Origin of the sequence: Salinarimonas chemoclinalis (assembly GCF_041514305.1) — a bacterium.
In the GTDB taxonomy this organism is placed as follows: Bacteria; Pseudomonadota; Alphaproteobacteria; order Rhizobiales; family Beijerinckiaceae; genus Salinarimonas; species Salinarimonas chemoclinalis.
On sequence record NZ_JBGMWH010000011.1, the window covers coordinates 22845 to 48086 of the forward strand.

Genomic DNA, 25242 nt, shown 5'->3' on the forward strand with positions numbered 1-25242 from the left:
TTATTCAAGTCCGTTCCCCAGGGTTGCGCAATCCAGAGATTTCCCAGCGGGGTTCGTACATGCGCACCATCTTTCGTCCGGACCGAATCGCGCGCCTCCGCGCGCGCTTTACCGCGGATTCGAACGGCGCGGTCGCCGTCGCGCTCGGCCTCGTTCTCGTGCCTCTGATCGGGATCGTGGGCGTCGCGGTCGACTACTCGCAGCTCGGGGCGGACCGTTCCGCGCTCCAGCGAGCCGCAGACGCCGCGGCGCTCGCGGCGGCGAGCGCGGACGACGCGGCCGACCTCGACGCGCTGGCCGAAGAGGTCGTCATGGCCAACCTGCGCGCGGACGGCCGCTTCCGCGTCACCGACGTCGATCATTCCGAGACGGGCGGCATGCACGCGGTCTACGTCGGGGCCGAGCGCGACGGCGCCTTCTCCGGGTTCCTGGGCGGCGCGCGCGGGGTGGACGTCACCGCCGCCGCCGCGCGCGACGTCGCCGGGCGCCCGACCGAGATCGCCGTCGTCTTCGACGTGACCAACTCGATGAACTTCGGCAATTCCTGGGCGGCGGCCACGGGCACGCTGGGCTATACGCTGGAGCGGCTGCGCGGCATCGACTCCGACGCGGATCTGTTCGTCTCGCTCGTCCCCACCGGCGACCGGGTCAACCTGTCGGGCGTGATCGACCGCGTCCAGGGCGAGCACGACTGGCTCACGGGCACGATGCCCGATACGAGCTGGGAGGGCTGCGTCGAGCCGCGCCCGGTGCGGATCGATGGCGTGGATCTCGACGGCGACGCCCGCACCTTCCCCGACGCGCTCGACGACGCACCGCCCTCCCGGCGTGGGTTCCTCGCGACGATCCGCGACAACCTGCCGGCGAGGCACATCGGAACGCGCGCGTACGGCGGGGGCGGCAGCCCGCCCTCGTGTCCCGACGACCCGCTCCTCGCCCCGACGCGCGACATCGCGGCCATGGAGACCGCGCTCCGGGCGCTGCGGAACGAAGGCACCGGCCGCTTCGACGTCGGTCTCGCCTGGGGCTGGCGGCTGCTGTCGCCGCGCTGGCAGGGCGAGTGGGGGATCGAGCGCTATCCCTCCGCCTACGGCGAGCGGGCGAAGATCGTCCTTTTCTTCACCGACGGGCACACCACAGGCTACGACCGGGAGGTCCTCCCCGAGGACGGCGGGTTCCAGAGGAGCTACGGCCACAACAACGGCACGCCCAACGGCTTTGAGCATCTCGTCGACCTGTGCAGGCGCATGAAGGACGCCGGCATCCGCATCGTCATGCTGCAGATCGACGGCAACGACCACTTCGGCAAGTACGCGCGGGCCTGCGCGTCCTCCGCGCAGGACTACTTCCTCATCGACGAGTCGACGAGCATCACCACCGCGCTCGAGGACATCGGCCGCGGCGCGGGGAGCGTGCGCCTCGTGCGCTGACCCGCGGCGGCCGGCGCGATCGCGACAACCCGAGCGAAGTGCGGGATGGCTCCCGCGCGGCGAGCGCGCTTGACAAGAGGGCCGGCCGGAGTCCGAATGATGCCGCCTTTCGTATGCATCACGTGCGTTCCGCACAGGACCGGACGGAGTTCGGCTGACCGCCATGAGCGTGCGCGCGCAGGACCTGCTGGACGCCTCCGACGAGCCGGCCGCGCTCGTCGATGCCGACGGCTCGATCCGCCATGCGAACGCCGCCTGGCGCCGGGCGCCCTGCCTCGAAGGCCCCGGCACGGCCGGCCTCGTGGCACGCCTGCGCGCCGCGCTCGACGCGGGCGCGCCGAGGGCGAGCGGGGCGTATTCGGCGGGGGAGGGCGCGGCGCGCCGCGACTTCCGGCTCGAGGCCCGCCCGCTCGCGAACGCCGAGGCCTGCCTGGTCCGGCGCATCGAGACGACGCCCGTTCCCGGAGACGTCGGTTGCCGGTGCGACGGGCTCGAAGAGAGCGCGGTCGGCTTCGCGCTCGCACTGGAGGCGGGCCGGCTCGGCTCCTTCGACGTCGCGATGGCGACGCGAACGATCGTCGCCGACCGGCGCGCCCGCGAGGCGCTCGACCTGCCGGGGGACGGCCCGCTGTCCTGTGCGGACGTCGAGGCGCGGCTCGTGCCGGAGGATGCGCGCCACCTCGCCGACGCGCTACGCGACGCCGCCGGCGGTGGGTCGCTCGACGCGGAAGTGCGCGTGCGCGCCGGTGCGGAGCGCGTCGTGGCGCTGCGCGGGCGGCTCGTGCAACGCGGTGCGGCGGCGCACGTCGTGGGCGTCGTCGGCGACATCACCGAGCGCCGGCGCGCCGAGGCGGATCGGCAGCGCGAGGAGCGCGACCGGCTGGTGATCGGCGAGATGCGCCACCGCATCAAGAACCTGTTCACCATGGTGGGCACGATCCTCAACCTCTCGATCCGCAGCCATCCGGACGCCGCGCCCTACAAGCGCGCCGTCGAGAGCCGCCTCGCCTCGCTGGAGGAAGCGCAGACGCGCCTCGCCGAATCCGGCTGGCGGACCTCCGACATCGACGAGATCGTCGCGCGCGCGCTGGAGCCCTTCCGCGAGCGGCGCCGGCCGAACCTGATCGTCGGCTGCGGCCTCACCCTCGAGGGCCGCGCGGCGGAGGTGCTGTCGATGGTCGTCCACGAGCTGTCGACCAACGCCGCCAAGCACGGCGCGCTGAGCGACGAGAACGGGTTCGTGCGCGTCGCCTGCCGGCACGAGGGGGCGACGATCGTGCTCACCTGGAGCGAGGAGGGCGGCCCGCCGACGACGCCGCCGACCCACAGCGGCTTCGGCACGACCGTGACCCAGCGCATGCCCGAGCGCTTCCTCGGCGCGCGGGTCGAGACGCGCTGGGCGCCGGAGGGCCTGTCCTACCGGCTGGAGCTGCCCGCCGAGCGGGTGCTCGCCGGGGGGGTGACACCCGCGTAAACCTCTCCCGTTCGCGGGATTTGAAATGTTTCTCGTGCGGTGCCGTGAAATGCGCTATCACCGCGAACGTACACGCATGCGGGGCCCCGCGGACGGAACCGGCGGGCGGTATCGAGACGAGGACGGAATGATCGCGACCGGCATCATCGACGCCATCGGCAACACGCCGCTCATCCGGCTGGAGGGGCCGTCGAAGGCGACTGGCTGCGAGATACTCGGCAAGGCCGAGTTCATGAACCCGGGCCAGTCGGTCAAGGATCGCGCGGCGCTCGCCATCATACGCGACGCCGAGGAGAAGGGCCTCCTGCGCCCGGGCGGGGTGATCGTGGAGGGGACCGCCGGCAACACCGGCATCGGCCTCGCGCTCGTCGGCAACGCGCTCGGCTACCGTACCGTGATCGTCATTCCCGAGACGCAGAGCCGCGAGAAGAAGGACATGCTGCGGCTCGTCGGCGCCGAACTCGTCGAGGTCCCCGCCGTCCCCTACAGGAACCCGAACAACTACGTGAAGGTCTCCGGACGCCTCGCCGAGCGGCTGGCGCGGGAGGAGCCCAACGGGGCGATCTGGGCCAACCAGTTCGACAACGTCGCCAACCGCATGGGCCACTACCGCACGACGGGCCCGGAGATCTGGGAGCAGACCGGCGGCGAGATCGACGCCTTCGTCTGCGCGGTCGGCAGCGGCGGGACGCTCGCCGGCGTCGGCATGGCGCTGAAGGAGCGCGACCGCACGGTCGCCATCGGCCTCGCCGACCCGATGGGCGCGGCGCTCTACGCGTACTACACGACGGGCGAGCTCGCCTCGTCCGGCTCCTCGATCACCGAGGGCATCGGCCAGGGACGCATCACCGCCAACCTGGAGGGCGCGCCCGTCGACGTCGCCTTCCAGATCCCCGACGAGGAGGCGATCCCGATCGTGTTCGACCTGATCGAGCAGGAGGGTCTCGTGCTCGGCGGCTCGTCGGGCATCAACATCGCCGGCGCGATGCGCATGGCGAAGCACCTCGGGCCGGGCCACACGATCGTGACGATCCTGTGCGACTACGGCACCCGCTACCAGTCGAAGCTCTTCGACCCCGCGTTCCTGCGCAGCAAGGGCCTGCCGGTCCCCGCCTGGCTCGAGCGCGAGACCGCGATCGACCCGGGGTTGGTGCCCGTCGAAGACTGAGCCGCACCGCCGCGATCGCCGCGCCGGTCGTCCAGCGTGCGGGCCCGGGTGCCTGCCTCCGAGGTGCCGCAGGTCGTTGCGGGGCGCGGCGTGGGGACGAGCGGCCGCTTCGCCGCCGCCGGCTTCACGCCGCCTTCGCGGTGTCGTGGGCGAACTCCCAGTAGAGCTCGCGGGCGCGCCGGGCGACGGGGCCGGGCTGGAGCTCGCGGTCGTCGATCTTCACGACCGGCGTGATCTTGGAGTAGTTGCCCGACATGAAGATCTCGTCGGCGCCGAGGAAGTCCTCGTAGGTGAGCGCACACTCGCGCACGATCGCGCCGGAATGACCGAGCAGGTCGATCGCCCGCTGGCGGGTAATGCCGTTCAGGAACGTGCCGTTGGGCACCGGGGTGAGCACCTCGCCGCCGCGCACCATGAAGATGTTCGACGTCGCGGTCTCGGCGACGTTGCCGAGCATGTCGAGCACGAGCGCGTTGTCGAAGCCGCGTTCGCGCGCCTCGCGGAGCGCCCGGGCGTTGTTGGGGTAGAGGCAGCCGGCCTTGGCGTCGGTGGGCATCGTCTCCAGCGAGGGGCGGCGGAAGCGGCTCCTGGTGATGCGTGCGCCCGCGCCGGCGGGCGGCAGCGGCGCCTCGAACAGGCACAGGCAGAAGCCGATGTCGTCGGGGTCCGGCAGGATCGTCGAGGCGCCCTCGCCCTCGCCCCAGTACATCGGCTTCACGTAGAGTGCGACGTTCCCGTCGAAGCGCTTCACGCCGTCGTGGGTGAGGCCGACGATCGCGTCCGCGCTCATCGTCGGGTTGAGCCCGATCTTGCGGGCGGACTCGTTCACCCGCGCCGCGTGGCGCGCGAGATCGGGGGCCACGCCCTCGAACACGCGCGCGCCGTCGAAGACCATCGAGGCGAGCCAGGAGGCGTGGCTGCGGGGCCCCATGATGCCGGGGTTGCCCTCGTGCCAGTCGCCGTCGAACCAGGTCCAGGTGCGCGAGAAGGTCGCCAAGGCCGCCTCCAGAATCATGCGTGCGTGCGGGATCGGTCAGTGATGCTGTCCCGATCGAACCCCGTCGGGCCGCCCGCGTCAATTCGGAAAAGCACCCCGGACCGATGACGAGTGGTGATGGCACCCGTCAATCGGCGTGATCCGATCAGGGAATGCGGCAGTAGTGCCGGCGGCCGTCGTATCCCAGGAACGTGAACGTGCCGGGGTCGAAGGAGCGGTACTTGCGCGCGCAATAGGCGATCGCGTGGGCATCGGTCCGCACCCGCGGCGCCCGCACCACGGGAGGGGGCGCGGCGAGGGCCTGCCCGAGGATCGCCCCCGTGGCGAGCCCGATGATACCGGCCGCCACAGCCGCGCCCGGGTCGTGCCGGTAGACCGGCGGGTACGTGTCGCGTGGGTAGCGGTAGCGATACACCGTACGCGGACGGATCGGCCGGTGCTCGTAGACGTAGCCGTCGTAGTGGCGCCGGCGGTCGTAGTAGACCGGTGCGCGACGGGACTCGACGTGGAAGGAGATGCCCGGGTGGCCGCCGCCGTAGCCGGGGCCGGCGTGGTACGGGCCGCGCCCGTCGGCGGCGGCGGGGCCCGCGAGCCCGAGCCCGGCGAGCGCGAGCGTGGCCGCGGCGAGGAGGGTGGGGAGCAGATTTCGCATGATCGTGACGCCTCGTTGTCGGCGCGCCCCTCGCCCCCGCCGGCCGCGCGCGTCGTGAGCAGAAGGATAGCAGGTATGGGCCGCGCGCCCAATCCCGCAGCTTCAACCTTCCGCGAGGTGCGTGCGTTCCGGGACGGGTGCGCACCCCGCGCGCTTCCCGTCCGCCCGCGCCGCCGCTATGGTCCCGCCCTCCCGAGACGAGGACGAACCCACATGCCCCTCACCGTCGCCGTCCAGATGGACCCCATCGAGCACATCCGTATCGCCGGCGACACCACCTTCGCCCTCCTGCTCGAGGCGCAGCGGCGCGGGCATGCGCTCGTCTACTTCACGCCCGACAGGCTCTCGATGCGCGACGGGCGCGTCGTGGCGCGGGTGCGGGATCTCTCGGTGCAGGACGTCGAGGGCGCGCACGCGACGCTCGGCGAGCCGCGACGCATCGCGCTCGAGGACGCGGTCGACGTGGTGCTGATGCGCCAGGACCCGCCCTTCGACCTCGCCTACATCACCGCCTCGCACCTGCTCGAGCGGGTGCACCCGAAGGTGCTCGTCGTCAACGACCCGTTCCATGTGCGCAATGCGCCGGAGAAGATCTTCGTCACCGAGTTCCCGCACCTGATGCCGCCGACGCTCATCTCCCGCGACAAGGAGGAGATCGAGGACTTCCGCCACGAGCACGGCGCCGTGGTGATGAAACCGCTCCACGGCCACGGCGGCGCGGCGGTCGTGCGCTTGACGCCAGACGACCCGAACTTCGGGTCGCTGTTCGACCTGTTCTCGGTCACCTTCCGCGAGCCCTGGGTGATCCAGAAGTTCCTGCCCCGCATCACCGAGGGCGACAAGCGCATCCTCCTCGTCGACGGCGAGGCGCGCGGCGCCGTCAACCGCGTGCCGGCGGCCGGCGACATCCGCTCGAACATGGTGCGCGGGGGAGGGGCGGTGGCGACCTCGCTCACCGACAGGGAGCGGGAGATCTGCGAGACGCTTCGCCCGCACCTTAAGCGCATGGGCCTGATCCTGGTGGGCATCGACGTCATCGACGGGCTTCTCACGGAGATCAACGTCACCTCGCCCACCGGCGTGCGCGCCGTGAGGAAGCTCGGAGGCCCGGACGTGGCGGTCGACGTGTGGGACGCGATCGAGGCGAAGCGCGGCTGAAAGCGACGACTCCTCCCCGCAGGGGAGGACGACGGCCGAAGGCCGGAGGGTGGGGCGGACGGCGGGCCGGCACGCGCGCACGGGCGAACGGCCCCACCGCCCGCGCTCCGCGCGGACTCCTCCCCTCCGGGGAGGTCCTGCCAGTGCGCTCGCCATCGGCGTTGCGGGTGGCCTAGCGGCGTTGTCACTAAATATCGAAAATGATATCGTGTTGGCTCATTCGAGTTTCAAGAAATCAGATATGATCGATCTGGACAGCTTTCTCACGGCACCCGAGATGCAGGCGCGGGTCACGGCAGCCGCGAAGGCGCGGCGGCTCGCGCTCGATCTCACGCAGGAGGAGATCAGCGCCCGATCGGGCGTGCCGATCGCCACGCTCAGGCGCTTCGAGGCCGGCGAGACCGCGAGCCTCGCCACGGTGCTCGCGGTCGCCGAGGCGCTCGACGCCCTCGACGGCTTCGCCGCGCTCTTCCCGCTCCCCGAGCCGCGCCGGCTCGACGATCTGGCGAGGCCCGAGAGGCGGCGCGTGCGGGCGGCTCGGCGGCGCGCGCCATGATCGAGCGGCTCGCCGTCCATCTCGACTTCGGCGGCGGCACGCCGCCGCGGCGCATGGGACGGCTCGGCCGCGATCCGCAGCGGCGCACGATCGCCTTCGAGTGGGACGAGGCATTCGCCGCCGCACCGCTCCCCGTCGCGCCGCTGCGGGCGCGGGCCTACGACACGCTGCTGCGCCCCGAACCGCACCGGCGGGCGAGCCTCCCCGGGCTCTTCGAGGACAGCCTCCCCGACGGCTGGGGCCGCCTCCTGCTCGACCGTGAGATGGCGGAGCGCGGCGTCGATCCCGCCGAGATCGGCGATCTCGCGCGCCTCGCCCATGTCGGCCGCCACGGGATGGGGGCGCTGACCTACGAGCCGGAGTTCGCGGCCGAGCCGCGCGAGGCGATCGATCTCACCTGGTTCGAGGAGGTCATCCCCCGTGTCGAGGACGCCGCCGCGGTCGAGGAGCTCGCGCGCCTGCGCACGCTCGCCGGCGGCAGCCAGGGCGCCCGGCCCAAGCTCGTCGCGCTGATCGACGAGGGGAACGAGCGCCTTCGCGATCATCGCGGGGCGCCCGCGGCTGGGTGGCGTCATGTCCTCGTCAAGGGGCGCGGCTCGAGCGATCCGAAGGGGTCGGTCGAGGCGGAAATCGCCTATGGTGCCGCCATGCGGGCGGCCGGGATCCGGACGACGCCGATGCTGGCCCTCGCCGGCGCCCGCGAGTGCTTCTTCGCCGCCGATCGCTTCGATCGCGCGGGCGACGCGCGCCTGCACATGGCCACCGTCGCGGGGCTGCTCGATACCGGCATGGTGCACGGCGCCATCGACTATCTCGATCTCGTCAAGCTCGCGAGGGTCGTCACCCGCAGCGCGCAGGACGTGGAGGAGGTCTTCCGGCGAGCGGTCTTCAACGCCCGTGCGCTGAACCGCGACGATCACGTGCGCAACCACGCCTTCCTGATGGACGCGGTCGGGGCGTGGCGCTTGGCCCCAGCCTATGACGTGACCTTCTCGGCGGGACCCGGCGGCGAGCATTCGACGTCGATCGCGGGGGAGGGGCGTCGGCCGGGGCGGGCGGCCTTCGCGCGCCTGGCGGAGGTTGCGGGGCTCAAGCCGCGCCGGCGCGACGCGATCGTGGACGCGGTCGACGCGGCACTCGCGGGCTGGCCGCGGCTCGCCGCCGAGCACGACGTCCCGCCCGCACTGGCGCGCCGGATCGGCGCGGGGATCGAGGCCGCCCGGCGCTGGGACTGAACGCGCGGCCGAGGCCCCGCGCCGTTGACCCGCGCCGATCCGGCGCTTATCTCGATCGCATCCCGCTTTCTTCGCGAAGCCGCACGCCCGAGCCCGCCCCGTGAGCAAGATCGTCAAGCTGCCAGACCCGCGCCTGCGCCTCGTCTCCGAGCCCGTCCCCGTCGTCGACGAGGACGTGAAGGCGCTCGCGCGGGAGATGCTCGAGGCGATGTACGCCGCGCGCGGCATCGGGCTCGCGGCGATCCAGATCGGCATCCCCAAGCGCCTCGTCGTCGTCGATCTCGGCCGCGAGATCGAAGGCGAGACCGAACTCGACGAGGAGGGGGAGGAGGTCCCCAAGTACGAGGCGGACCCGCAGGTCCTCGTCAACCCCGAGATCCTGTGGCGCTCGGAGGAGACGCGCCTCTACGAGGAGGGCTGCCTCTCGATTCCCGACTACGTCGAGGAGGTCGAGCGCCCGGTGCGCATCCGCGTGCGCTGGACGGATCTCGACGGCGCGACGGTCGAGCGCGAGGCGGACGGGCTGCTCGCCACCTGCATCCAGCACGAGATCGACCACCTCGACGGCAAGCTGTTCATCGACCACCTCTCCCGGCTCAAGCGCGACCGCGTGGTGAAGAGGTTCGCCAAGGCGGCCAAGCGCGAATCCGAGACGGCCTGACGCGATGAGCCTGCGCGTCGTCTTCATGGGTACGCCCGACTTCGCGGTGCCCACCCTCTCCGAGATCCTCGGCCAGGGCCACGAGGTCGTCGCCTGCTACACCCGCGCGCCCGCACCGGCCGGCCGCGGCATGGCCGAGCGCCCCTCGCCGGTCCAGAAGATGGCCGACGGCTTCGGCATACCGGTCTTCACGCCGAGATCGCTGCGCACCGAGGAGGCCGCCGAGGTCTTCCGCTCGCACGGGGCGGGCGTGGCGGTGGTCGTCGCCTACGGCATGATCCTGCCCCAGGCGATCCTCGACGCGCCCGACATCGGCTGCCTCAACCTGCACGCCTCGCTGCTGCCGCGCTGGCGCGGCGCGGCGCCGATCCAGCGGGCGATCATGGCTGGCGACGCGGAGACCGGCGTGGCGGTGATGCGCATGGAGGCGGGGCTCGACACCGGGCCCGTCGCCATGGTCGAGAAGGTCGCCATCGGCCCGGACATGTCCGCCGGCGAGCTGCACGACCGCCTTGCGGTGCTCGGTGCGGACCTGATGGCGCGCGCGCTCGCCGCCCTCTCGCGCGGCTCCCTCGCCTTCACGCCGCAGCCCGACGCGGGCGTCACCTACGCCGCCAAGATCACCAACGGCGACGCCGAGATCGCCTGGACGCTGCCGGCGCGGCGGGTGCACGACCAGGTGCGTGGCCTCTCGCCCTTCCCCGGTGCCTTCTTCATGGCCGATCTCGGCCGCGGGCCGGAGCGCGTGAAGGTGCTGCAGACGGCGCTCGTCGAGGATGTCGCCGAGGGCACGCCGGGCACCCTGCTCAACGGGGACGGCGTCGTCGCCTGCGCCGAGCGCGCGGTGCGGCTCGTCACGGTCCAGCGGCAGGGCAAGGCCGCGATGAGCGCCGCCGACTGGCTGCGCGGTGCGCGGCTCGAGCCCGGCGCGCGGCTCGGCGGCATCTGAGGATGCCCCGCTACAAGCTCGTGGTCGAGTACGACGGCACGCCCTACTCGGGCTGGCAGTACCAGGAGAACGCCCGCTCCGTGCAGGACGTGGTCGAGCGCGCCATCGCCGGCTTCTGCGGGCATCCCGTGCGGCTCCACTGCGCCGGGCGCACGGACACCGGCGTCCACGCCACGCACCAGGTGGTCCACGTCGATCTCGAGCGCGCGTTTCGCACCGACACGATCCGCGACGCGGCGAACGCCCACATGCGCGACGACCTCGTGGCGGTGGTCTCCGCCGCGCCCGTCACGGAGGCGTTCCACGCCCGGCTCTCGGCGGTGCGGCGGCACTACACGTACCGCATCCTCAACCGCATGGCCCCGCCCACCTTCGACCGCACCCGCGTCTGGCATGTGCGCCAGGCGATCGACGTGGCGACGATGCAGGCGGCGGCGGACGTGCTCGTCGGCCACCACGACTTCACCACCTTCCGCGCGAGCCAGTGCCAGGCGAGGAGCCCGGTGAAGACGCTCGAGCGCCTCGCGATCGAGCGGGTGGGGGATGAGGTGCGGGTGCACGCCGCCTCGCGCTCCTTCCTCCACAACCAGGTCCGCTCGATGGTCGGCACGATCGTGCTCGCCGGCATCGGCCGCTGGTCCGTCGCCGACGTCGCGGCCGCGCTCGCGGCCCGCGACCGCACCCGCTGCGGCGCGCTCGCCCCGCCGCACGGGCTCTACTTCGTGGGCGTCGACTACGCCGCGGGCGCGGATGCGCCGCCGGGCGGTTCCCTCCCCTAGGGTCGGGCCGCGGGACCTGCCCCGATCGGGCGGGAGCCGGCGGTCAGGGCGGCTTCTCGAGGACGACCTGGCGGACGTCGGTGTTGCGGGTCGCGAAGCCCACCTCGCAATAGGCGAGGTAGTAGGTCCACAGCCGCTGGAAGCGGGCGTCGAATCCGAGGCCTTCGATCCGTGGCCGGGCGGCCGCGAAACGGCCGCGCCAGTCCCGCAGCGTGCGGGCGTAGTCGGCGGCGTAGGAGGCGTCGGCGACGATCGGCAGGCCGTGGCGCTCGGAGAGTCCCGCGACGATCGCGTCGGACGGCAGCATGCCGCCGGGGAAGACGTGCCGACGGATGAAGTCGACCCGCCTGCGGTAGGCCTCGTAGCGATCGTCGCGGATCGTGATCAGCTGCAATCCCGCCCGTCCGCCGGGGCGCAGGCGTGCCTTCATCGCCTCGTAGAACGCGTCCCAGTAGGCCTCGCCCACCGCCTCGAACATCTCGATCGAGACGATCCGGTCGTAGGTCCCGCGCACGTCGCGATAATCCTCGAAGCGCAGGTCGATGCGCTCGCCGAGCCCCGCCTCGGCGACGGCACGGGCCGCCCGGTCGTGCTGGGCGCGCGAGATCGTCAGCGCCGTGACGCGGCAGCCGATCTCGCGCGCCGCCCACAGCGCGAAGGAGCCGAAGCCGCAGCCGATCTCGAGCACGCGGTCGCCGGGGCCGATGCCCGTCGCTCGCGCGAGCAGGCGGTGCTTGTGCGCCTGCGCCGCCTCCAGCGTCTCGGTACCCGTCGCGAAGATCGCGCTCGAATAGGTCATGCCCGCGTCGAGCCAGGCGGCGTAGAACGCCTCTCCGAGATCGTAGTGCTCGGCGACGTTGCGACGCGCGCCCGCGCGGGTGTTGCGCCGCGTCGCCTCGTGCAGCCGCCTGAGCAGCCTCAGGGGCGCGGGATCCTCGACGATGCGCCCGCGCTCGGGCCGGTTCGCGGCGAGGAGCGTCAGCAGCGCGCCGAGGTCGGGCGTGTCGAAGAGGCCGTCGCGATAGGCCTCCCCGAAGCCGATCTCGCCCGCGAGCAGCACGCGCCGGGCGAGGCGGGCATCGCGGATCGCCATCGCCGCCTCCGGCCCGGGACGCGTCCCGCCGAAGGCGAGGGTCCGCCCGTCGGGGACGACGATCGTCAGCCGGCCGGTCTCCATTCGCAGCGCGATGGCGAGCATCCGGCGCAGCAGGAACGGCAGCCGGCGCGTCGCCCGCGCGAAGCTCTCGCGCGTGACCTGCACGGTGGAGGCAGCTTCGGGGGAAGACATGCGGCGACGTCCGGGATCAGCGCGCGCGGCGCGGACGCGGGACGACCGGCACGCCCTTCGCCCAAAGCCGCAGCGCCTCCCAGTGGATGGCGGCGACGACCTTCGCCGTCATCAGCGGCGTGCGGGCGAGCGCCGCGGCGAGGCTCGCCGTGGCGAGCGCGCGCCGCCGCCCGGCGAAGACGGCGGTGAGGACCGGCCCGTCGGCGTCGTGCTCGACGATCGACACGCGCGCCGTCGCGCCCGGCGGCTCGAGGCCGAAGCGGTAGACGTGGTCCATGGTCAGGAACGGGGAGACGTGCAGCGCCTTCCCGGCCTGCGGCCGGCTCGCGCCGGCGGGCAGGACGTAGACGTGGCGCTCGCCGAAGGTGTTGCGCACCTCCGCGATCGTGCCGACGTGGCCGCCGTCGCCGGAGAAGCCGTAGTAGAGCGTGATCGGGTTGAAGGCGAAGCCGAGGATGCGCGGGTAGGCGAGGAGCCGCACCCGCTCGGCCGCGACCCCGCGCGCCGCGAAGGTCGCGCGCGCCCACTCCGCCAGCGGCCGTGCGCCCCGCGCGCCGTGGTCGTTCGGCTCGAAGGCGACGAGGTTCGCGCGCCCGACGGAGAACAGCGGCGAGAGCCGGCGGGCCTCGTCGAGCCGGTCGAGGTCGATCCACAGCGCCAGCACGCGGTAGCGGAAGCGGTGCGCCCGCGGCCGCAGGCGCGCGTGCATCACGTCGCCGACGTAGAGGCAGGCCGGCGCCCCGGCACCGTCGTCGCCCCCGCTCACGCCGCCGCATCCCCGAAGGCGCGTGGTCTCACGCGCCAGGGCGCCGCGGCGCCGAGCGCTTCTGCGACTGCGAGCCCCGAATGCAGGCCGTCCTCGTGGAAGCCGTACTTCGTCCAGGCCCCGCAGAACCAGATCCGGTCGCGCCCCTGCAGGCCGGCGAGCGCGGCCTGCGCGGCGATCGCCGCCCGGTCGAACTGCGGGTGCGCGTAGTCCGTGCGCGCGAACACGCTGCCCTCCCGCGGCGGGCGTGGCGGGTTGAGCGAGACGAAGAGCGGGCGCGCCGGGTCGATCCCCTGGAGGGCGTTCATCCAGTAGGTGACGCAGACCTCGTCGCGGTCGCGCTTCAGGACGTTCCAGGCGGCCCAGCCCGCGCGGCCGGGCGGCATCAGGCTCTCGTCCCGGTGGAGCCACACGGCGTTGTCGCGGTAGCGGATCGCGCCGAGCATCGCGCGCTCGGCGGGCGTCGGGTCGGCGAGGAGCGCCAGCGCCTGGTCGCCGTGGCAGGCGAGCACGACGTCGTCGTAGAGCGTCGAGCCGCCGTCGGCGGTCGCGACCCGTACGCCCTGCGGCTCGCGCGAGACGCGCGTCACGGGCGCGCCGAGCCGCATCCGGTCGGCGAAGGGGGCCGTCAGGCGGCGCACGTAGGCGCGGCTTCCGCCGCTGACCGTGCGCCAGGTCGGCCGGTCCATCCGCAGCAGGCGGTGGTTGGCGAAGAAGGCGAGGAAGGTCGCCGCGGGGAAGGCGAGGATGTCGCCCGGCGGCACGGACCAGATCGCCGAGCCCATGGCGACGACGTAGTCCTCGCGGAAGCGCTGCGAGTAGCGCTCGCGGGCGAGGTAGTCGCCCAACGTCAGGCCCTCGAGCCGTCCCGCCTCGAGGTCGGCCGTCCCGCGCCGGTTGAAGCGCAGGATATCGCGCGCGACCCGCAGATGCACGGGAGAGGGCAGGGGGATGCGCGCCCCCGGCGGCAGGATGCCGCCGAGCACCGCGGCGGCGCGGGAGGTCCAGGCGAGCTCGATGCCGCGGGTCTCGTCGAAGCGCGAGACCGAGAAGCTCATGTCGGCGACCTGCGTCTCGACGCGCAGCCGCTCGAGCAGGCGGGTGAGATTGGGATAGTTCGGCTCGTTGTAGACGATGAACCCGATGTCCACCGAGATCGGCGCGCCGTCGTAGTCGATGTCGACGGTCTGCGCGTGGCCGCCGGCCCGTGTCGCGCCCTCGTAGACCGTGACCTCGTGCGCGGAGGCGACGGAGAGCGCCCAGGCGGCGCCGTTGCCGGCGATGCCAGATCCCACCACCGCGATGCGCTTGGCGCCCGCTCCGCTGCCGTCACCAGGAATTCGCGTCACGCCGCCGTCTTCTTCATCTGCGCCAGCGCGTCGAGCGCGCGGCGCCGGCCCTCCTCGTGCGCCACGATCGGGAGCGGGTAGGTCTCTCCGAGCCGGACGCCGGCCTTCTCTAGCACGTTGCGCGGCGCTTCCCAGGGGCGGTGAATCACGGGTGCGGGCAGCTTCGCGAGCTCGGGCACGAAGCGCCGGACGTAGTCGCCGGCGGGGTCGAACTTCTCCCCCTGCGCCACGGGATTGAAGATCCGGTAGTAGGGCGCGGCGTCCGCACCCGAGCCCGCCACCCATTGCCAGGAGGCGGCGTTGTTGGCGGGATCGGCGTCGCAGAGCGTGTCCCAGAACCAGGCCTCGCCGTGGCGCCAGTCGACGAGCAGGTGCTTGACGAGGAAGGAGCCGACGACCATCCGCACGCGGTTGTGCATGAATCCCGTCGCCCAGAGCTGGCGCATGCCGGCGTCGACGAGCGGGTAGCCGGTGCGCCCGCGCCGCCAGGCCGCGAGCGCGGCCTCGTCCGTGCGCCAGGGAAAGGCGTCGAAGCCGCGCATCATGTTGGTGCGGGCGATGTCGGGCTGGGCGAACAGGAGCTGGTGGGAGAAGTCCCGCCAGCCGAGCTCGGAGCGCAGCATGTCGTAGTCCTCGGGCGGGATGCGCCCCGCGTCGCGCGCGTGCAGCGCGGCGTGCACGACCTGGCGCGGCGAGATCTCGCCGAAGCGCAGGTGCGCGGAGAGCATCGAGGTGGTCTCGAGGTCCGGGCGGTTGCGCGTGCCGGCGTAGCCGGCGAGCGGCCCGTCGAGGAAGGCCGCGAGCCGCGCCTGCGCGCCCGGCTCCCCGCGCGTCCAGCTCTCGCGCAGCCCGCCCGCCCAGTCCGGTGCCGTCGGCTCGAGGCCGAGATCGGCGAGGTCGAGCGCCTGGGCGCGCAGGGCGGCCGGCCATGCGCCCTCGTCGATTCGCGCCGGCGCCGGCAAGGGGGGCGGGGGCGGGTCGAGGAGGAGCGTGGCGTTGCGGTAGGGCGTGAACACCCTGTAGAGCCCGCCGGTCTTCGTCGTCACCTCGCCCGGCTCGTAGAGCACCCGCGCCTTGCAGCTCCTCGCCCCGTGGCCTGCCGCCTTGAGCGTCGCCTTGACGTCGGCGTCGACCTCCCGCTCGGCGCCGTAGCGCCGGTTCCAGACGACGTGGGCGGCGCCGGTCTCGCGCGCGATCCGCGGGATCGCCTCGCGCGCCGCCCCGCGCAGGATCAGGAGCTCGCCCCCGCGCTCGGCGAGCGACCGCGCCAGCGCCGCGAGCGAGCCGTGCAGGAACCAGCGCGCCGCGCCGCCGAGCGGGCGGACCTCCGGGCTCTCCTCGTCGTGGAGATAGACGCACAGGACCGGCGCGCCGGTCTCGACGGCGTGCGTCAGGGCGGGATTGTCCGCGACGCGGAAATCCTCGCGAAACCACACGAGCGCAGGCCCGGCCAAACGATCCTCCCTCGACGGTCGCCGTCGCGCCCTTGTACGAAGCTTCGGCGTGCGATTGAACCGCCCGAGGCGCGCGACTTCCGGCCGCAGCAATTTGCATCCGTTGTTCGAACAGCCGTTGCATCGACCCGATTGATGGCGAACTGCGCACCTCACGGGCCACAGGCTCCCTCACGCCGGTCGCCTCCAAGCCCGCAACCACTCGCGCGAGCGGGTCAGCAGGCGGTGAACCGGGTCCAGTCGCAGGCACGCGGATAGTGTCGTCGCCGAGGTGCCGGAGTAGAACCGCAAATCGTTGACGCTCGGCTCGTCGAACGTCTCGAGCGAAGCCTTTCTCGCGGTCGGCTGGGCTGCGGCGAAGGCGTAGTCCGCCTCGAAGCCATCGCACACGTAATCCAGCAGCTCGGCATTATCGCGCCAGGAAATCGTCTCGACCTCCCAGAGCCGAACCTCACCCTCGTGAGTTCCGTTCAGGATCCACCGGCCGCGCGGATCGAAGTCGATGCCGCCGCCAAAGTGCACATGGTTTAGCGCCAGAAGCTCCTGTCCCGTTGCGACGTCCCAAATTCGCGCATGGTAATCGAGTGCGCTCGTCGTCAGGCGCTTGCCGTCGGCGCTGAACGCCAGCTCGAACACCGGACCGGTATGCCCGCGAAGTATCCTGAGCGACTCCCCCGTTCGCGCATCCCAAAGCCTCACCGTCGCGTCGGTGTGAGCGCTAGCCAGGTACCGGCCCTCGGGATCGAAGCTCAGGGCAAGCGTCCCGATGGAAGCGTTGGATGCGTCGTCCTCGAGCCGGTAGAGAGGTTCCGCGAACACTGGATGCCAAACGCCCCCGGCCAGCGCTCCCCCCCAGGCGACGGCCGAGGTTCGCGGATCGACCGCGACATCGAACAACCAGGGCGCAGCTGGTGTGGTGGGGACGAAGTCGGTCAGGACCTCCCCCGACGCCGCATCGTAGATCGCGACGACTCCCGAGTAGTAACCTACGACGACCTGCTTGCCCGTCGCGGTGAATTCGACAGAGCGGACGCTCTCGGCCTTGTAGCCGACCGATTTGGTCGGCCCATCGGCGAGGTGGCCGAACGACAGGGTCGTCGTTTCCATTTGGCGCGCGAGTTCGTCGCTCTCGGCCGCATCGATTCGCGTGACCAGCGGGCTCGCCCGATGCAGCTCGGGCGGCAACGACAGATCCCGGACTTTCGCGAACTCGCGCGTCGAGAAGAGGGCGACCTCGCCATCGGTATCTCCAAGCGCCAGAACCTGCCCGTCCGGAGACCATGCCAGCGTCGCCAATATCCCCTCCGCAGACGTGAAGGATTCGAAGGATGTCAGGTCATTCCGGCGGTAGATGCGCAGCTCTCCGCGCGTGTCCAGCAGGGCGAGCGCGCTTCCGTCGGGGCTGAAAGCGGCATGCCGGACCAACGCGTCGTGATCGTCGAGCGAGAGGTGCCAGGCCCTGTGCTGTCGCCAGCTCTCGAACATCGCGTCCCAGAGGAAGAGCCTGCCATCCTCGCCCGCGGAGACCGCGAACATACCTGAGCCGTCGAATGCGGCTGTGCTCGCGCCGCCGTCATCCAGGAATGGATGCTGATCGCGGTCTTCATGGGCCTTGAGCTCGGCAATCAGCTCCAAGGTATTGGCGGACCAGATTCGCAGGCCGCCGTGGGCGGAAGCGGACAGGAACCGCCGGCCGTCGGCGCTGAAGTCGAGGGCCGTGATCGCGAAGAGGCCCCCTCGCGTGTCGGGCGAGATGCGGACGCTTCGCGGCGGCTCGTGAGAATTCAGGACCTCGACGAGCACCATGCGCTCGAGATCCCAAACACGGATGCGCCCATCCATTGAGCCGACGAGGAGCCGTTCGCCGCCAGGCGCGAACGCGAGCGCGACAGCCGCTGTTTCACCGTTCGGATCTGAGATATCGGATTGCATCATACGGATGGGCGCCATCTCCTCGCCCGTTGCGAGATCGACGAGCGCGAAGGAGCCGTCTCGAAGCCCGAACGCGGCCAGCTGCCCGTCGCGGGAAATCCGCATGGCAGTGACCGGCTCGCGGTCTTTCTCCAAGGCGATGATGCGGTCTACTTCGAGGTCGTAGACGCCCAACGTCCCCTCACCCGAGAACGCCAGCAAGGATCCGCTCACGCTGGGCTGGAACGCATCGAGCGCCTGCGGAAGGTCGAGCGATCGTCGCGCCCAGTCCCCTTGAACGGAGCCGCGACCGCTGCCCGAAGAGTTCGTGAAGACCAGCTCGTCACGATGCGGCAGTATCGCCGCGGCCTCGAACGCCTGCTCGGTACAGCGCGTCTCCAGGCGTTCGGGGCTCGACAGCTCCACTGTCATGATGCAGCCGTTCGCCATGGCGACCGCTGCGATCGACCCGGTGGAGAGCATACCGAACGTCCGGATCGTCGGCTCGCCTACGCGGTTTCCGGCGTCCCCCGTCGCATCGATCAGTCGATGCGAGGCGAGCCGGGCACCGGACTTGAATTCCCACACGGTCAGCGTCGGGTCGGACCGGCGCCCATCGAAGGCGCTGTGGCGGGCAGGAGAGACGACGACCACGAAGCGGTCGTCGGGAGAGACGATCAACTCTGAAATCGGCGGCGCCGGCGCGCCGGCGCCGTCTTCGAACGACATCACCAGACGGTTCGCCTCGGCGACGGCAAGGAGGTTGCTGTTGGCTTCCGGAGGGGCGTCGAAGAAGAGCCAGCCCCGCACCGCGTGTGCGGCGAGCCGAAGTGCCGATCCATGATAGCCGCTCGCCAGTGCTTCTCGTGATGCCGCGATCAAGGCCTCGGACTGTTCCATATGGCGTGCCTGCAGGATTGGCGTCATCGCGACACCGACCGCGACCGAGCCGGCCAGAGCGAGCCCGACATTTCGAAGCGTTCGCATCCTCGTGGCACGGCGCGAACGCTGCCATAGGGTGTCGAAGGGGACGTCGAGCAAACCCGAGGCGACGCGCGTCGTCAGTTTCGCCAGCCCGTCCGTTCTGAGATCGGGTGCAAGGGGCTCATCCGGCTCGTCGAGCAGCGAACCTTCCGGAGCCACCCGGTACCGCAGCGCAGGGCAGAAGCACTCGGTTTCCGCGCTACCGCTGTTCGGCTGGCCATCCACGATCACCGCGAAGACCTTCTTTCCGTCGCGAGATTTGAAACGCCGAACCTCCGCATCTACCCATCTCGAGTGCGCGGCATGCGGCGAGCATACGACGATCAGCCATTCGGCGTCGTCGAGCGCGCCTTCCAGCGCAGTTCCGAGGCTGGAACTCGCGCCCAGCTCTTCGTCGTCGCGGAAGAAGCGTCCGAGGCGGCGCGCCTTTCCGTAACGGCCGTTCGCTGGCGCCGAAAAGCGCTCGAGAGCGCGATGGAGCCGCTTCGCCATGGCCTTGTCGCGTTGGCTGTAGCTGATGAATCCAGCGTAGCGCTTGGCGCGCGCGCCTGGGTCTGCGATGGCGTTCGCCCGACCGCTTTTCGCCGGAGCGGCGTTCGTTGTGAGCATGCCATACGCTCTCCCGTTCTCGGCGCAGGGGCGATCAGCGCCCGAGCCATGCGTTCGTGCGTTGCTGCAGGTCGTTCGCGAGCGGATCTTCAGGCCGCGCAGCCAGAGCCACGGTGAAGTGTTCCAAGGCACGCTCGAATTCCGTCCAGGCCCGGTCTCCACGTCCGAGCTTCCAGCTGATCTGACCTGCCATGAAGTAACCCGCTCCGGCTCGGGTCGACATGCCTGCGTCGCCGGTAGCCGCCGACATTTCGACCGCGAGTTCGAAGTATGTGTTCGCACGAGAGAACAGCGTGTGTGAAAGCTCGAACGCTTCCTCCGCCATCTTCAGCTCACCCATCTGATAGAGCGTGATGGCGAGATTGGCGGGCCGACGCGCGTTCTCCGGTTCGGCGTCCAGCAGCTCCAGCTGGCTTTCGAGAATTGCTTCGTAGAGGGCGAACGCGCCCGCTTCATCGCCGCGTTGCGCGAGGATCCGAGCCCTGTAGCTCCGCGCGATGTCGAAGCTCTGCCGATAATCACGCACCAATCGATCCGTCGGCGACGACGCGTCGAGCGCGGTTCGCAGCAATCCTACCGCCTCGATCAGCTGTCCGTCGGCCGCCTCGTTGTTGTCGAACTCCAGATTAAGGATGGCGCGACGTGTGATCGCGACCGCGAGGCCCCACTGAAACTCGGAAACTGCAGGGTATCGCTCGAGCAAGGCTCTCCGTAGACGCACGGCCGCGTCGAAGGCCGCCTGAGCCTTCTGATGATCGTCCGCCTGCTGAAACGCGTCGCCTTCGCCGATCAGCTTCGCGGCTTCGACATTCGTCGCTCGATCCTCGCCTCTTATAAGTTCGAGTTGCGCACTAGAAAGCTGCGCGGATGCGGCAAGCAGGAGAAAAGCGAGACTCATCTGCAACGATTGTTTGAGCATTTCGTCGCGCGCTCCCCTGGCCGAAGAACTCACCGCGTCACAAATTCGAACTGTTGAAAATTCTGATCAATTTATCATTGGTTGTCAACCCGCGTGCCTACGTTGCGACTGGTGCGGCTGAGGACGTGGTCGAACGCCCGGTCGCGAACGGGGGGAGATCGATGCACACGTAGAAGCGAGCCGATCTCATCGCCTCGGACCGCGCTTGGCGTGCATGCCAGTCCGCATCGATCGGGAGAGGCACCAGTGGGCGTGCGAGAAGCGGGCGCTCCTCGCAGGTCGCTTGGCCGGAGACGCGCGCATCCCGATGACGAGCATCGTCACCGCATGCGGCCAGCTCTGCCTGAATGCTCGCCGCACAGCGAATCGGGATCGAGGAGGTCGACGACGGCATCTGGCTCGTCAGCTTCATGCGCTACGATCTCGGCTACGTCGACCTCGAGCAGCGAACGCTTCAGCCTCTCGACAACCCGTTCGGCACGAGGTTGTCACCCATGTCATCGGAACGAGATGTCACCCATCTCTCAGGGCTGGACAGTTGAGAAAATGGCTCCGGCGGTAGGATTCGAACCTACGACCAACGGATTAACAGTCCGCTGCGCTACCGCTGCGCCACGCCGGAATACCATGGCACGGGCGGAAGGCCGCCCGTCGGTGTGGGGGATATATCGGCGTCGCCGGGCGGACGCAAGCCCCGAAATCCCCCGCCGCCGACGAAACATCGGCCGCGGGCGTGGCGGCGCCGGGCACTCAGAGCAGGCCGAGCAGCACGTCGACGACGGTGGCGCCGGCGAAGACGAGGAAGCCGATCCAGACGAGCGCCACCGCCGCGCCGGCGAGCACCAGGAGCCCGTCACGCTCGATCAGCCCCACCGCGATGATGGCGACGCCGATGCCCGGCACGGTGTTGGTCAGCGGCAGCGGCACGGCGATCGAGAGGGAGGCGACGAGCATGGCGAGGCCGACGAGGCGCTCGGAGGGGCCGCTCGCGAGGAAGGTGAGCCGCGGGCGGGCGAGGTGCTCGAATCGCAGGAGCCAGGGACGCGCGCGGGCGATCATCCCGGAATAGTCCGCCTTGGAGAAGGCCCGCGCGCGCAGGCCGTGCGGCAGCCACAGCGCCCGGCGGCCGATCACCAGCTGGGCGGCGACGAAGACCATCGGCACGGAGACGATCTGCGGCACGCCGTACAGGAAGGGGATCGCGCAGGGCAGCGCGAGCACCAGCATGACGAGCCCGAAGGTGCGCTCGCCCAGCGCGTCGACGAGCGTGCCGAGCGGGATGCGCTCGCCCGGCGCCTCCTCGCCGATCCGGGCGAGGACCGCGGAGGCGGGCTCGTGCTGCGCGGACGTGTGGGGGGCTCCGGTCTCGTCGGTCATGCTTCGCGCTCGCTCGCCCGGCGGTCGCGCCGTGGGGCGCGCGCGGGGCCGTCCTGTCGGATGGGACGCGGGGCCGCGTCCACGCGCTCCTAGCCGCATGCGGCCGCGCTGTCCATCGCCGCCCGCGCGCCGGTAACCGGATCTGAAGGGCGATGGCCTACAGACCGAGCCCATGACGGGCGCGGTCGGCATCATCGGGCGGTTCTCGGCGAACGCGCGCGGCGCGGGGCGGCGCATCGGCGCGGCCGGAGGCGGCTTCGCGCTGTGGGCGTTCGCCATCCGCGTCGGCGCCGCGGCGCTCGCCTTCCTCACGCAGATCGTGCTCGCGCGGCTCGTCGGAGAGGAGGCCTACGGCGAGGTGGCGGGGGCCATCACGGTACTCGGCATCGTGGTGGCGGTCGCCGTCCTCGGCCTCGACACGGCGGCGCAGCGCTTCGTCGCGCGCTATCGCGTCGAGGGCGACGACGCCGCCCTGCGCGGCTTCGTCCAAGCGGCGCGCGTCCTGCCGATCCTCGTCGGCGGTGCCGTCGGCTCGGTGGGCGTGGTGCTGACGGTCGCGCACGACCAGGTTCTGGCGCTCGCCTTCGTCATGCTGCCCTTCGTCGCCGCGCTGCTGGCGCAGGAAGGCGTGGCGAAGTCCTTCGACTGGCCGATCCTGGCGCTCGGGCCGACCTTCCTGCTGCGGCCGGTGCTGGCGCTCGGCTTCGTCCTCGCCGCAGCCGCGCTCGGCATGGGGCTCGACGCGCGCGGCGTGATGCTCGCGATGCTCGCCGCCGCGGCGCTGGCGCTCGGGCTGCAGACGCTCGTGCTCGCCCCGCGCCTGGCGCGGACGGTGCCCGCCGGCGCATCCCGATACCACCCGCGGACCTGGCTCGCGATCGTCTCGCCGATCGTGGTGGGCGACATCGGCGCGCTCGTCGCGAGCAGCGTCGACGTGCTCGCGCTCGCGCTGACGCGCCCGGCGGAGGAGACCGGGATCTACTTCGCCGCGGTGAAGAGCCTCGCGCTCGTTCAGTTCGTCTCTTACGCCATCGCCAACGCCGTGGCGCACCGGGTGAGCGCGCTCCACGTGGCCGGGGACCGGCTCGCGCTGCGGCGCTACGTCCTGCGCGCCTGCCTCGCGACGTTCGTGCCCTCGCTCGCCCTCGCCCTCGTGCTCGTGGGGCTCGGGGAATTCGTCCTCGGCCTGTTCGGGGAGGCTTTCGTCGCCGCCCGGCCCGCGATGGCGATCGTCGCCGCGGGCGCGGTGGTGCTCGCGGCGGTCGGGCCGGCCGAGCGGGTGCTGAACATGATCGGCGCCGAGCGCGCCTGCGCCGTCGTCTACGTCGTGACCGCGGTGGTCGCGACGGCGCTCGCCTTCACCCTCGCGCCCGCCTACGGCGTCCTCGGCGCGGCGAGCGCGCTCGCGCTGACGATGGTCTTCGAGGCGGTCGCGCTCGCCGTCGTGCTGCGCGCCGCGCTGCGGTGAGCGGCGCGCGCAGCGTCAGCGCTGCGCGCCGAAGAGCGCCGCGTCGAGCGTGATCAGCACGAGGCTCGCCACCAGGAGCACCCACGCGAGCACGAAGCCTCCGGAGAGCCCCACCGGGATCGACAGGAACAGCAGCATCGGCGCGAGCGCGAGCCCGAGGCCCCGCGCGAGGGCGCCCAGGCGGCTGCGGCCGGTGGGCTCGGACGAGGCGCGGTCGCCCGTGAGCGGCTGAGTGGACATGGGGAGATCTCCGACGCGAACTACGATGCCCGTGAGCGTGGCCGTTCGCGCCTGAACCGCGCTTGAACGACGACGCCGACGCGCCCGCCCCATCGAAGAAGCGGCTCGGCGGTTAACGAAGACTTACCGGGGTCGCCGATCCTCGGCAACCCGTGCCTGCTCGGCGGGCTCGTAGGCACCGAAGGCTGCGAGATGCGCCTCCGCCCGGCGCGCCGCCGCGGGCGCCTCGCCGCCGCGCCGGCGGGCGACGAGGGCGGCGAGTCCCTCCATCGCGGCGAAGGCGGGTGTCATCGCGTGGAAGAAGGAGGGCGTATCGATGCGAACCGGCACCACCACGTCCGCGAGCCGCGCCACCGGCGAGATCGGGTCGTCGGTGATCGCCAGCGTCGTCGTGCCGCGCTCGCGCGCGAAGGCGAGCGCCCGGCGGACGTCCCGGGCATAGGGTCGCACCGAGACGGCGAGGAGCGCGTCCTGCGGCCCCAGGTCGCGCAGCCGGTCGATGCCGGTGCCGCCGGGCGCGTCGACGAGCTCGGCGCGGACGCCGGCGATCCCCATCACGTAGGCGCCCGCATAGGCGACGGCGAAACTCGCGCGCAGGCCGAGGAAATGGACGCGTCGCGCACCGGCGATCGCGTCCGCGGCGCGCACCAGGGCGGCCGCCGTGCGGGTCGCGCCGAGCTGGCCGACGTCCTCGCCCATGGCCGCGACGAAGCCCGCGAGGAAGGTCGCGTCGTCGGCGCTCTCGCGCCCCGCGACGAGCGCCTCCGCGCGGCCGGCGAAGCCGCCGGGCTCGGCGCGCAGCGCCTGCGCGTGGAGGCGCCGCAGCGCATCGTAGCCGTCGAGATCGAGCCGCTGCGCGAGCCGGGTCAGCGCCGCCGGCGACACGCCGGCGCGGCGGGCCTGCTCGCGGGTGGAGAGCAGCGCCACCTCGCGCGGGTTCTCGAGCACGAATCGCGCCGCGGCCTGGAGCTGCGGCGGCAGGCGATCGAAGCGCTCGAGGATGCGTTCGGCGAGCGGGGTGTCGTGCATGGCTCCGGCCTAGCCGGTTGAAACAGGCGTTTCAAGTGCTGAAACGTCGAGCCGCGACGTCCGCGTGCTTCGTGTTCGTCCGGATGTGCGGTGCCCGCTAGGACGCCAATCTCATGTCGAAAACGCCTGGAGGCAACGCCATGCGGGTTCTCGTCGTCTACGCCACCACCGAGGGGCAGACGCGCAAGATCGCGGAGCGCATCGCCGCGCGGCTCTCCGCGAGCGGCCACGCGCCGACCCTCGTCGACGCGACGCGGGCGGGGCCGGACACCGACCCGGCGGCCTTCGACCTCTCGATCCTCGCGGGTTCGCTGCACGAGGGGCGCTACCAGGCGGCGCTCGTCGACTTCGCACGCCGGCACGCGGCGGCGCTGAACGCCGGGGAGAGCGCCTTCGTCTCCGTGTCGCTGTCGGCGGCCGGCGACGATCCAGGCGACTGGGCCGGCCTCGCGCGCTGCATCGAGACCTTCCGCTCGGAGACCGGCTGGAGCGCCGAGCGGCTGCATCACGCCGCCGGCGCCTTCCGCTTCACGCGCTACGACTTCCTGAAGAGCTGGGCGATGCGCTTCATCGCCTACCGGCGCGGCGAGAGCGTCGATCCCCACGCGGACACGGAATACACGGACTGGGACGCGCTCGACGCCTTCGTCGACGAGGTCGCGCAGCCGGGAGCCGCGGCGGCGTCTTAACCGGTCCTCAACCTTAACATCGCCTAATCGGCGCCGATCCCGCGGCGCGGCGCACGGGCGCACCGGCGCGCGCGGAGGCGGTGGAGTGTGCGAGCGATGC

General features: G+C 71.6%; 22 protein-coding genes, 1 tRNA gene and 1 pseudogene. 12 read left to right on the plus strand and 12 right to left on the minus strand.

Features of this window, described 5'->3' with window-relative positions:
• The first annotated feature begins 59 nt into the window (after positions 1 to 59).
• The 3 genes from AB9M23_RS16100 to AB9M23_RS16110 all read left to right on the plus strand — a co-directional run bounded on the left by AB9M23_RS16100 (position 60) and on the right by AB9M23_RS16110 (position 4072).
• Positions 60 to 1430 (plus strand): TadE/TadG family type IV pilus assembly protein, encoded by a 1371-nt coding sequence (locus tag AB9M23_RS16100; protein WP_372425585.1) that lies wholly within the window; start codon positions 60 to 62, stop codon positions 1428 to 1430.
• Between the two features lie 163 nt (positions 1431 to 1593).
• Positions 1594 to 2904, plus strand: a complete 1311-nt coding sequence (locus AB9M23_RS16105) for an HWE histidine kinase domain-containing protein (RefSeq protein WP_372425586.1) — start codon at positions 1594 to 1596, stop codon at positions 2902 to 2904.
• 127 nt (positions 2905 to 3031) lie between these two features.
• On the plus strand, positions 3032 to 4072 hold the full coding sequence (locus AB9M23_RS16110) for a cysteine synthase A (RefSeq protein WP_372425587.1): 1041 nt from the start codon (positions 3032 to 3034) through the stop codon (positions 4070 to 4072).
• 124 nt (positions 4073 to 4196) lie between these two features.
• On the opposite strand, the gene AB9M23_RS16115 is transcribed toward AB9M23_RS16110, so the two are convergent.
• Both AB9M23_RS16115 and AB9M23_RS16120 read right to left on the minus strand, forming a co-directional pair.
• Complete coding sequence (locus tag AB9M23_RS16115) at positions 4197 to 5087, minus strand: branched-chain amino acid aminotransferase (RefSeq protein WP_372425588.1); 891 nt, start codon at positions 5085 to 5087, stop codon at positions 4197 to 4199.
• Positions 5088 to 5214: 127 nt separating this feature from the next.
• Positions 5215 to 5721, minus strand: coding sequence for a BA14K family protein (locus AB9M23_RS16120; protein WP_372425589.1), 507 nt, complete (start codon positions 5719 to 5721; stop codon positions 5215 to 5217).
• A 213-nt stretch (positions 5722 to 5934) separates the two neighbouring features.
• Between AB9M23_RS16120 and gshB the strand changes: the two genes are divergently transcribed.
• From gshB to truA, 6 genes are all read left to right on the plus strand, one after another.
• A complete protein-coding gene (gene gshB / locus AB9M23_RS16125; RefSeq protein ID WP_372425590.1) occupies positions 5935 to 6879 on the plus strand; it encodes a glutathione synthase in 945 nt (314 codons plus the stop codon).
• Positions 6880 to 7120: 241 nt separating this feature from the next.
• Complete coding sequence (locus tag AB9M23_RS16130) at positions 7121 to 7435, plus strand: helix-turn-helix domain-containing protein (RefSeq protein ID WP_372425591.1); 315 nt, start codon at positions 7121 to 7123, stop codon at positions 7433 to 7435.
• Entirely contained in the window at positions 7432 to 8670 is a 1239-nt protein-coding gene (locus tag AB9M23_RS16135; protein WP_372425592.1) for a type II toxin-antitoxin system HipA family toxin, read from the plus strand. Before AB9M23_RS16130 ends, AB9M23_RS16135 begins: the two co-directional genes overlap by 4 nt.
• Positions 8671 to 8770: 100 nt before the next feature.
• A complete protein-coding gene (gene def / locus AB9M23_RS16140; RefSeq protein WP_372425593.1) occupies positions 8771 to 9331 on the plus strand; it encodes a peptide deformylase in 561 nt (186 codons plus the stop codon).
• A gap of 4 nt (positions 9332 to 9335) precedes the next feature.
• Entirely contained in the window at positions 9336 to 10280 is a 945-nt protein-coding gene (gene fmt, locus AB9M23_RS16145) for a methionyl-tRNA formyltransferase (RefSeq protein ID WP_372425594.1), read from the plus strand.
• Between the two features lie 2 nt (positions 10281 to 10282).
• The gene (gene truA / locus AB9M23_RS16150; protein WP_372425595.1) at positions 10283 to 11059 is read left to right on the plus strand and encodes a tRNA pseudouridine(38-40) synthase TruA; all 777 of its coding nucleotides are present in this window, start codon (positions 10283 to 10285) and stop codon (positions 11057 to 11059) included.
• Between the two features lie 43 nt (positions 11060 to 11102).
• On the opposite strand, the gene AB9M23_RS16155 is transcribed toward truA, so the two are convergent.
• The 6 genes from AB9M23_RS16155 to AB9M23_RS16180 all read right to left on the minus strand — a co-directional run bounded on the left by AB9M23_RS16155 (position 11103) and on the right by AB9M23_RS16180 (position 20339).
• A complete protein-coding gene (locus tag AB9M23_RS16155; protein WP_372425596.1) occupies positions 11103 to 12347 on the minus strand; it encodes a class I SAM-dependent methyltransferase in 1245 nt (414 codons plus the stop codon).
• A 16-nt stretch (positions 12348 to 12363) separates the two neighbouring features.
• Entirely contained in the window at positions 12364 to 13113 is a 750-nt protein-coding gene (locus AB9M23_RS16160) for a DUF1365 domain-containing protein (RefSeq protein WP_372425598.1), read from the minus strand.
• A complete protein-coding gene (locus tag AB9M23_RS16165; protein WP_372425599.1) occupies positions 13110 to 14462 on the minus strand; it encodes an NAD(P)/FAD-dependent oxidoreductase in 1353 nt (450 codons plus the stop codon). The genes AB9M23_RS16160 and AB9M23_RS16165 overlap by 4 nt, the downstream gene beginning before the upstream one ends.
• On the minus strand, positions 14459 to 15916 hold the full coding sequence (locus tag AB9M23_RS16170) for a cryptochrome/photolyase family protein (protein WP_372425600.1): 1458 nt from the start codon (positions 15914 to 15916) through the stop codon (positions 14459 to 14461). The genes AB9M23_RS16165 and AB9M23_RS16170 overlap by 4 nt, the downstream gene beginning before the upstream one ends.
• Positions 15917 to 16087: 171 nt before the next feature.
• Positions 16088 to 19420, minus strand: a complete 3333-nt coding sequence (locus AB9M23_RS16175; RefSeq protein WP_372425601.1) for a toll/interleukin-1 receptor domain-containing protein — start codon at positions 19418 to 19420, stop codon at positions 16088 to 16090.
• Positions 19421 to 19454: 34 nt separating this feature from the next.
• On the minus strand, positions 19455 to 20339 hold the full coding sequence (locus AB9M23_RS16180; protein ID WP_372425602.1) for a tetratricopeptide repeat protein: 885 nt from the start codon (positions 20337 to 20339) through the stop codon (positions 19455 to 19457).
• Positions 20340 to 20652: 313 nt separating this feature from the next.
• Between AB9M23_RS16180 and AB9M23_RS16185 the strand changes: the two are divergent.
• Positions 20653 to 20881, plus strand: a pseudogene (locus tag AB9M23_RS16185) (hypothetical protein); the annotation flags it as partial.
• A gap of 5 nt (positions 20882 to 20886) precedes the next feature.
• Here AB9M23_RS16185 and AB9M23_RS16190 read toward each other — a convergent pair.
• Positions 20887 to 20961 (minus strand) — tRNA-Asn (locus AB9M23_RS16190).
• A 128-nt stretch (positions 20962 to 21089) separates the two neighbouring features.
• Positions 21090 to 21716, minus strand: a complete 627-nt coding sequence (locus AB9M23_RS16195) for an exopolysaccharide biosynthesis protein (RefSeq protein WP_372425604.1) — start codon at positions 21714 to 21716, stop codon at positions 21090 to 21092.
• Between the two features lie 172 nt (positions 21717 to 21888).
• Between AB9M23_RS16195 and AB9M23_RS16200 the strand changes: the two genes are divergently transcribed.
• Entirely contained in the window at positions 21889 to 23184 is a 1296-nt protein-coding gene (locus AB9M23_RS16200) for a lipopolysaccharide biosynthesis protein (protein ID WP_372425605.1), read from the plus strand.
• A gap of 15 nt (positions 23185 to 23199) precedes the next feature.
• Here AB9M23_RS16200 and AB9M23_RS16205 read toward each other — a convergent pair whose 3' ends face one another.
• Entirely contained in the window at positions 23200 to 23424 is a 225-nt protein-coding gene (locus AB9M23_RS16205; RefSeq protein WP_372425606.1) for a hypothetical protein, read from the minus strand.
• Positions 23425 to 23547: 123 nt separating this feature from the next.
• Positions 23548 to 24453, minus strand: a complete 906-nt coding sequence (locus tag AB9M23_RS16210; protein WP_372425607.1) for a MurR/RpiR family transcriptional regulator — start codon at positions 24451 to 24453, stop codon at positions 23548 to 23550.
• A gap of 140 nt (positions 24454 to 24593) precedes the next feature.
• On the opposite strand from AB9M23_RS16210, the gene AB9M23_RS16215 reads away from it, so the two are divergent.
• Positions 24594 to 25142: a flavodoxin domain-containing protein gene (locus AB9M23_RS16215; RefSeq protein WP_372425608.1), complete on the plus strand. Its 549-nt coding sequence runs from the start codon at positions 24594 to 24596 to the stop codon at positions 25140 to 25142.
• The last annotated feature ends 100 nt before the right edge of the window (positions 25143 to 25242 follow it).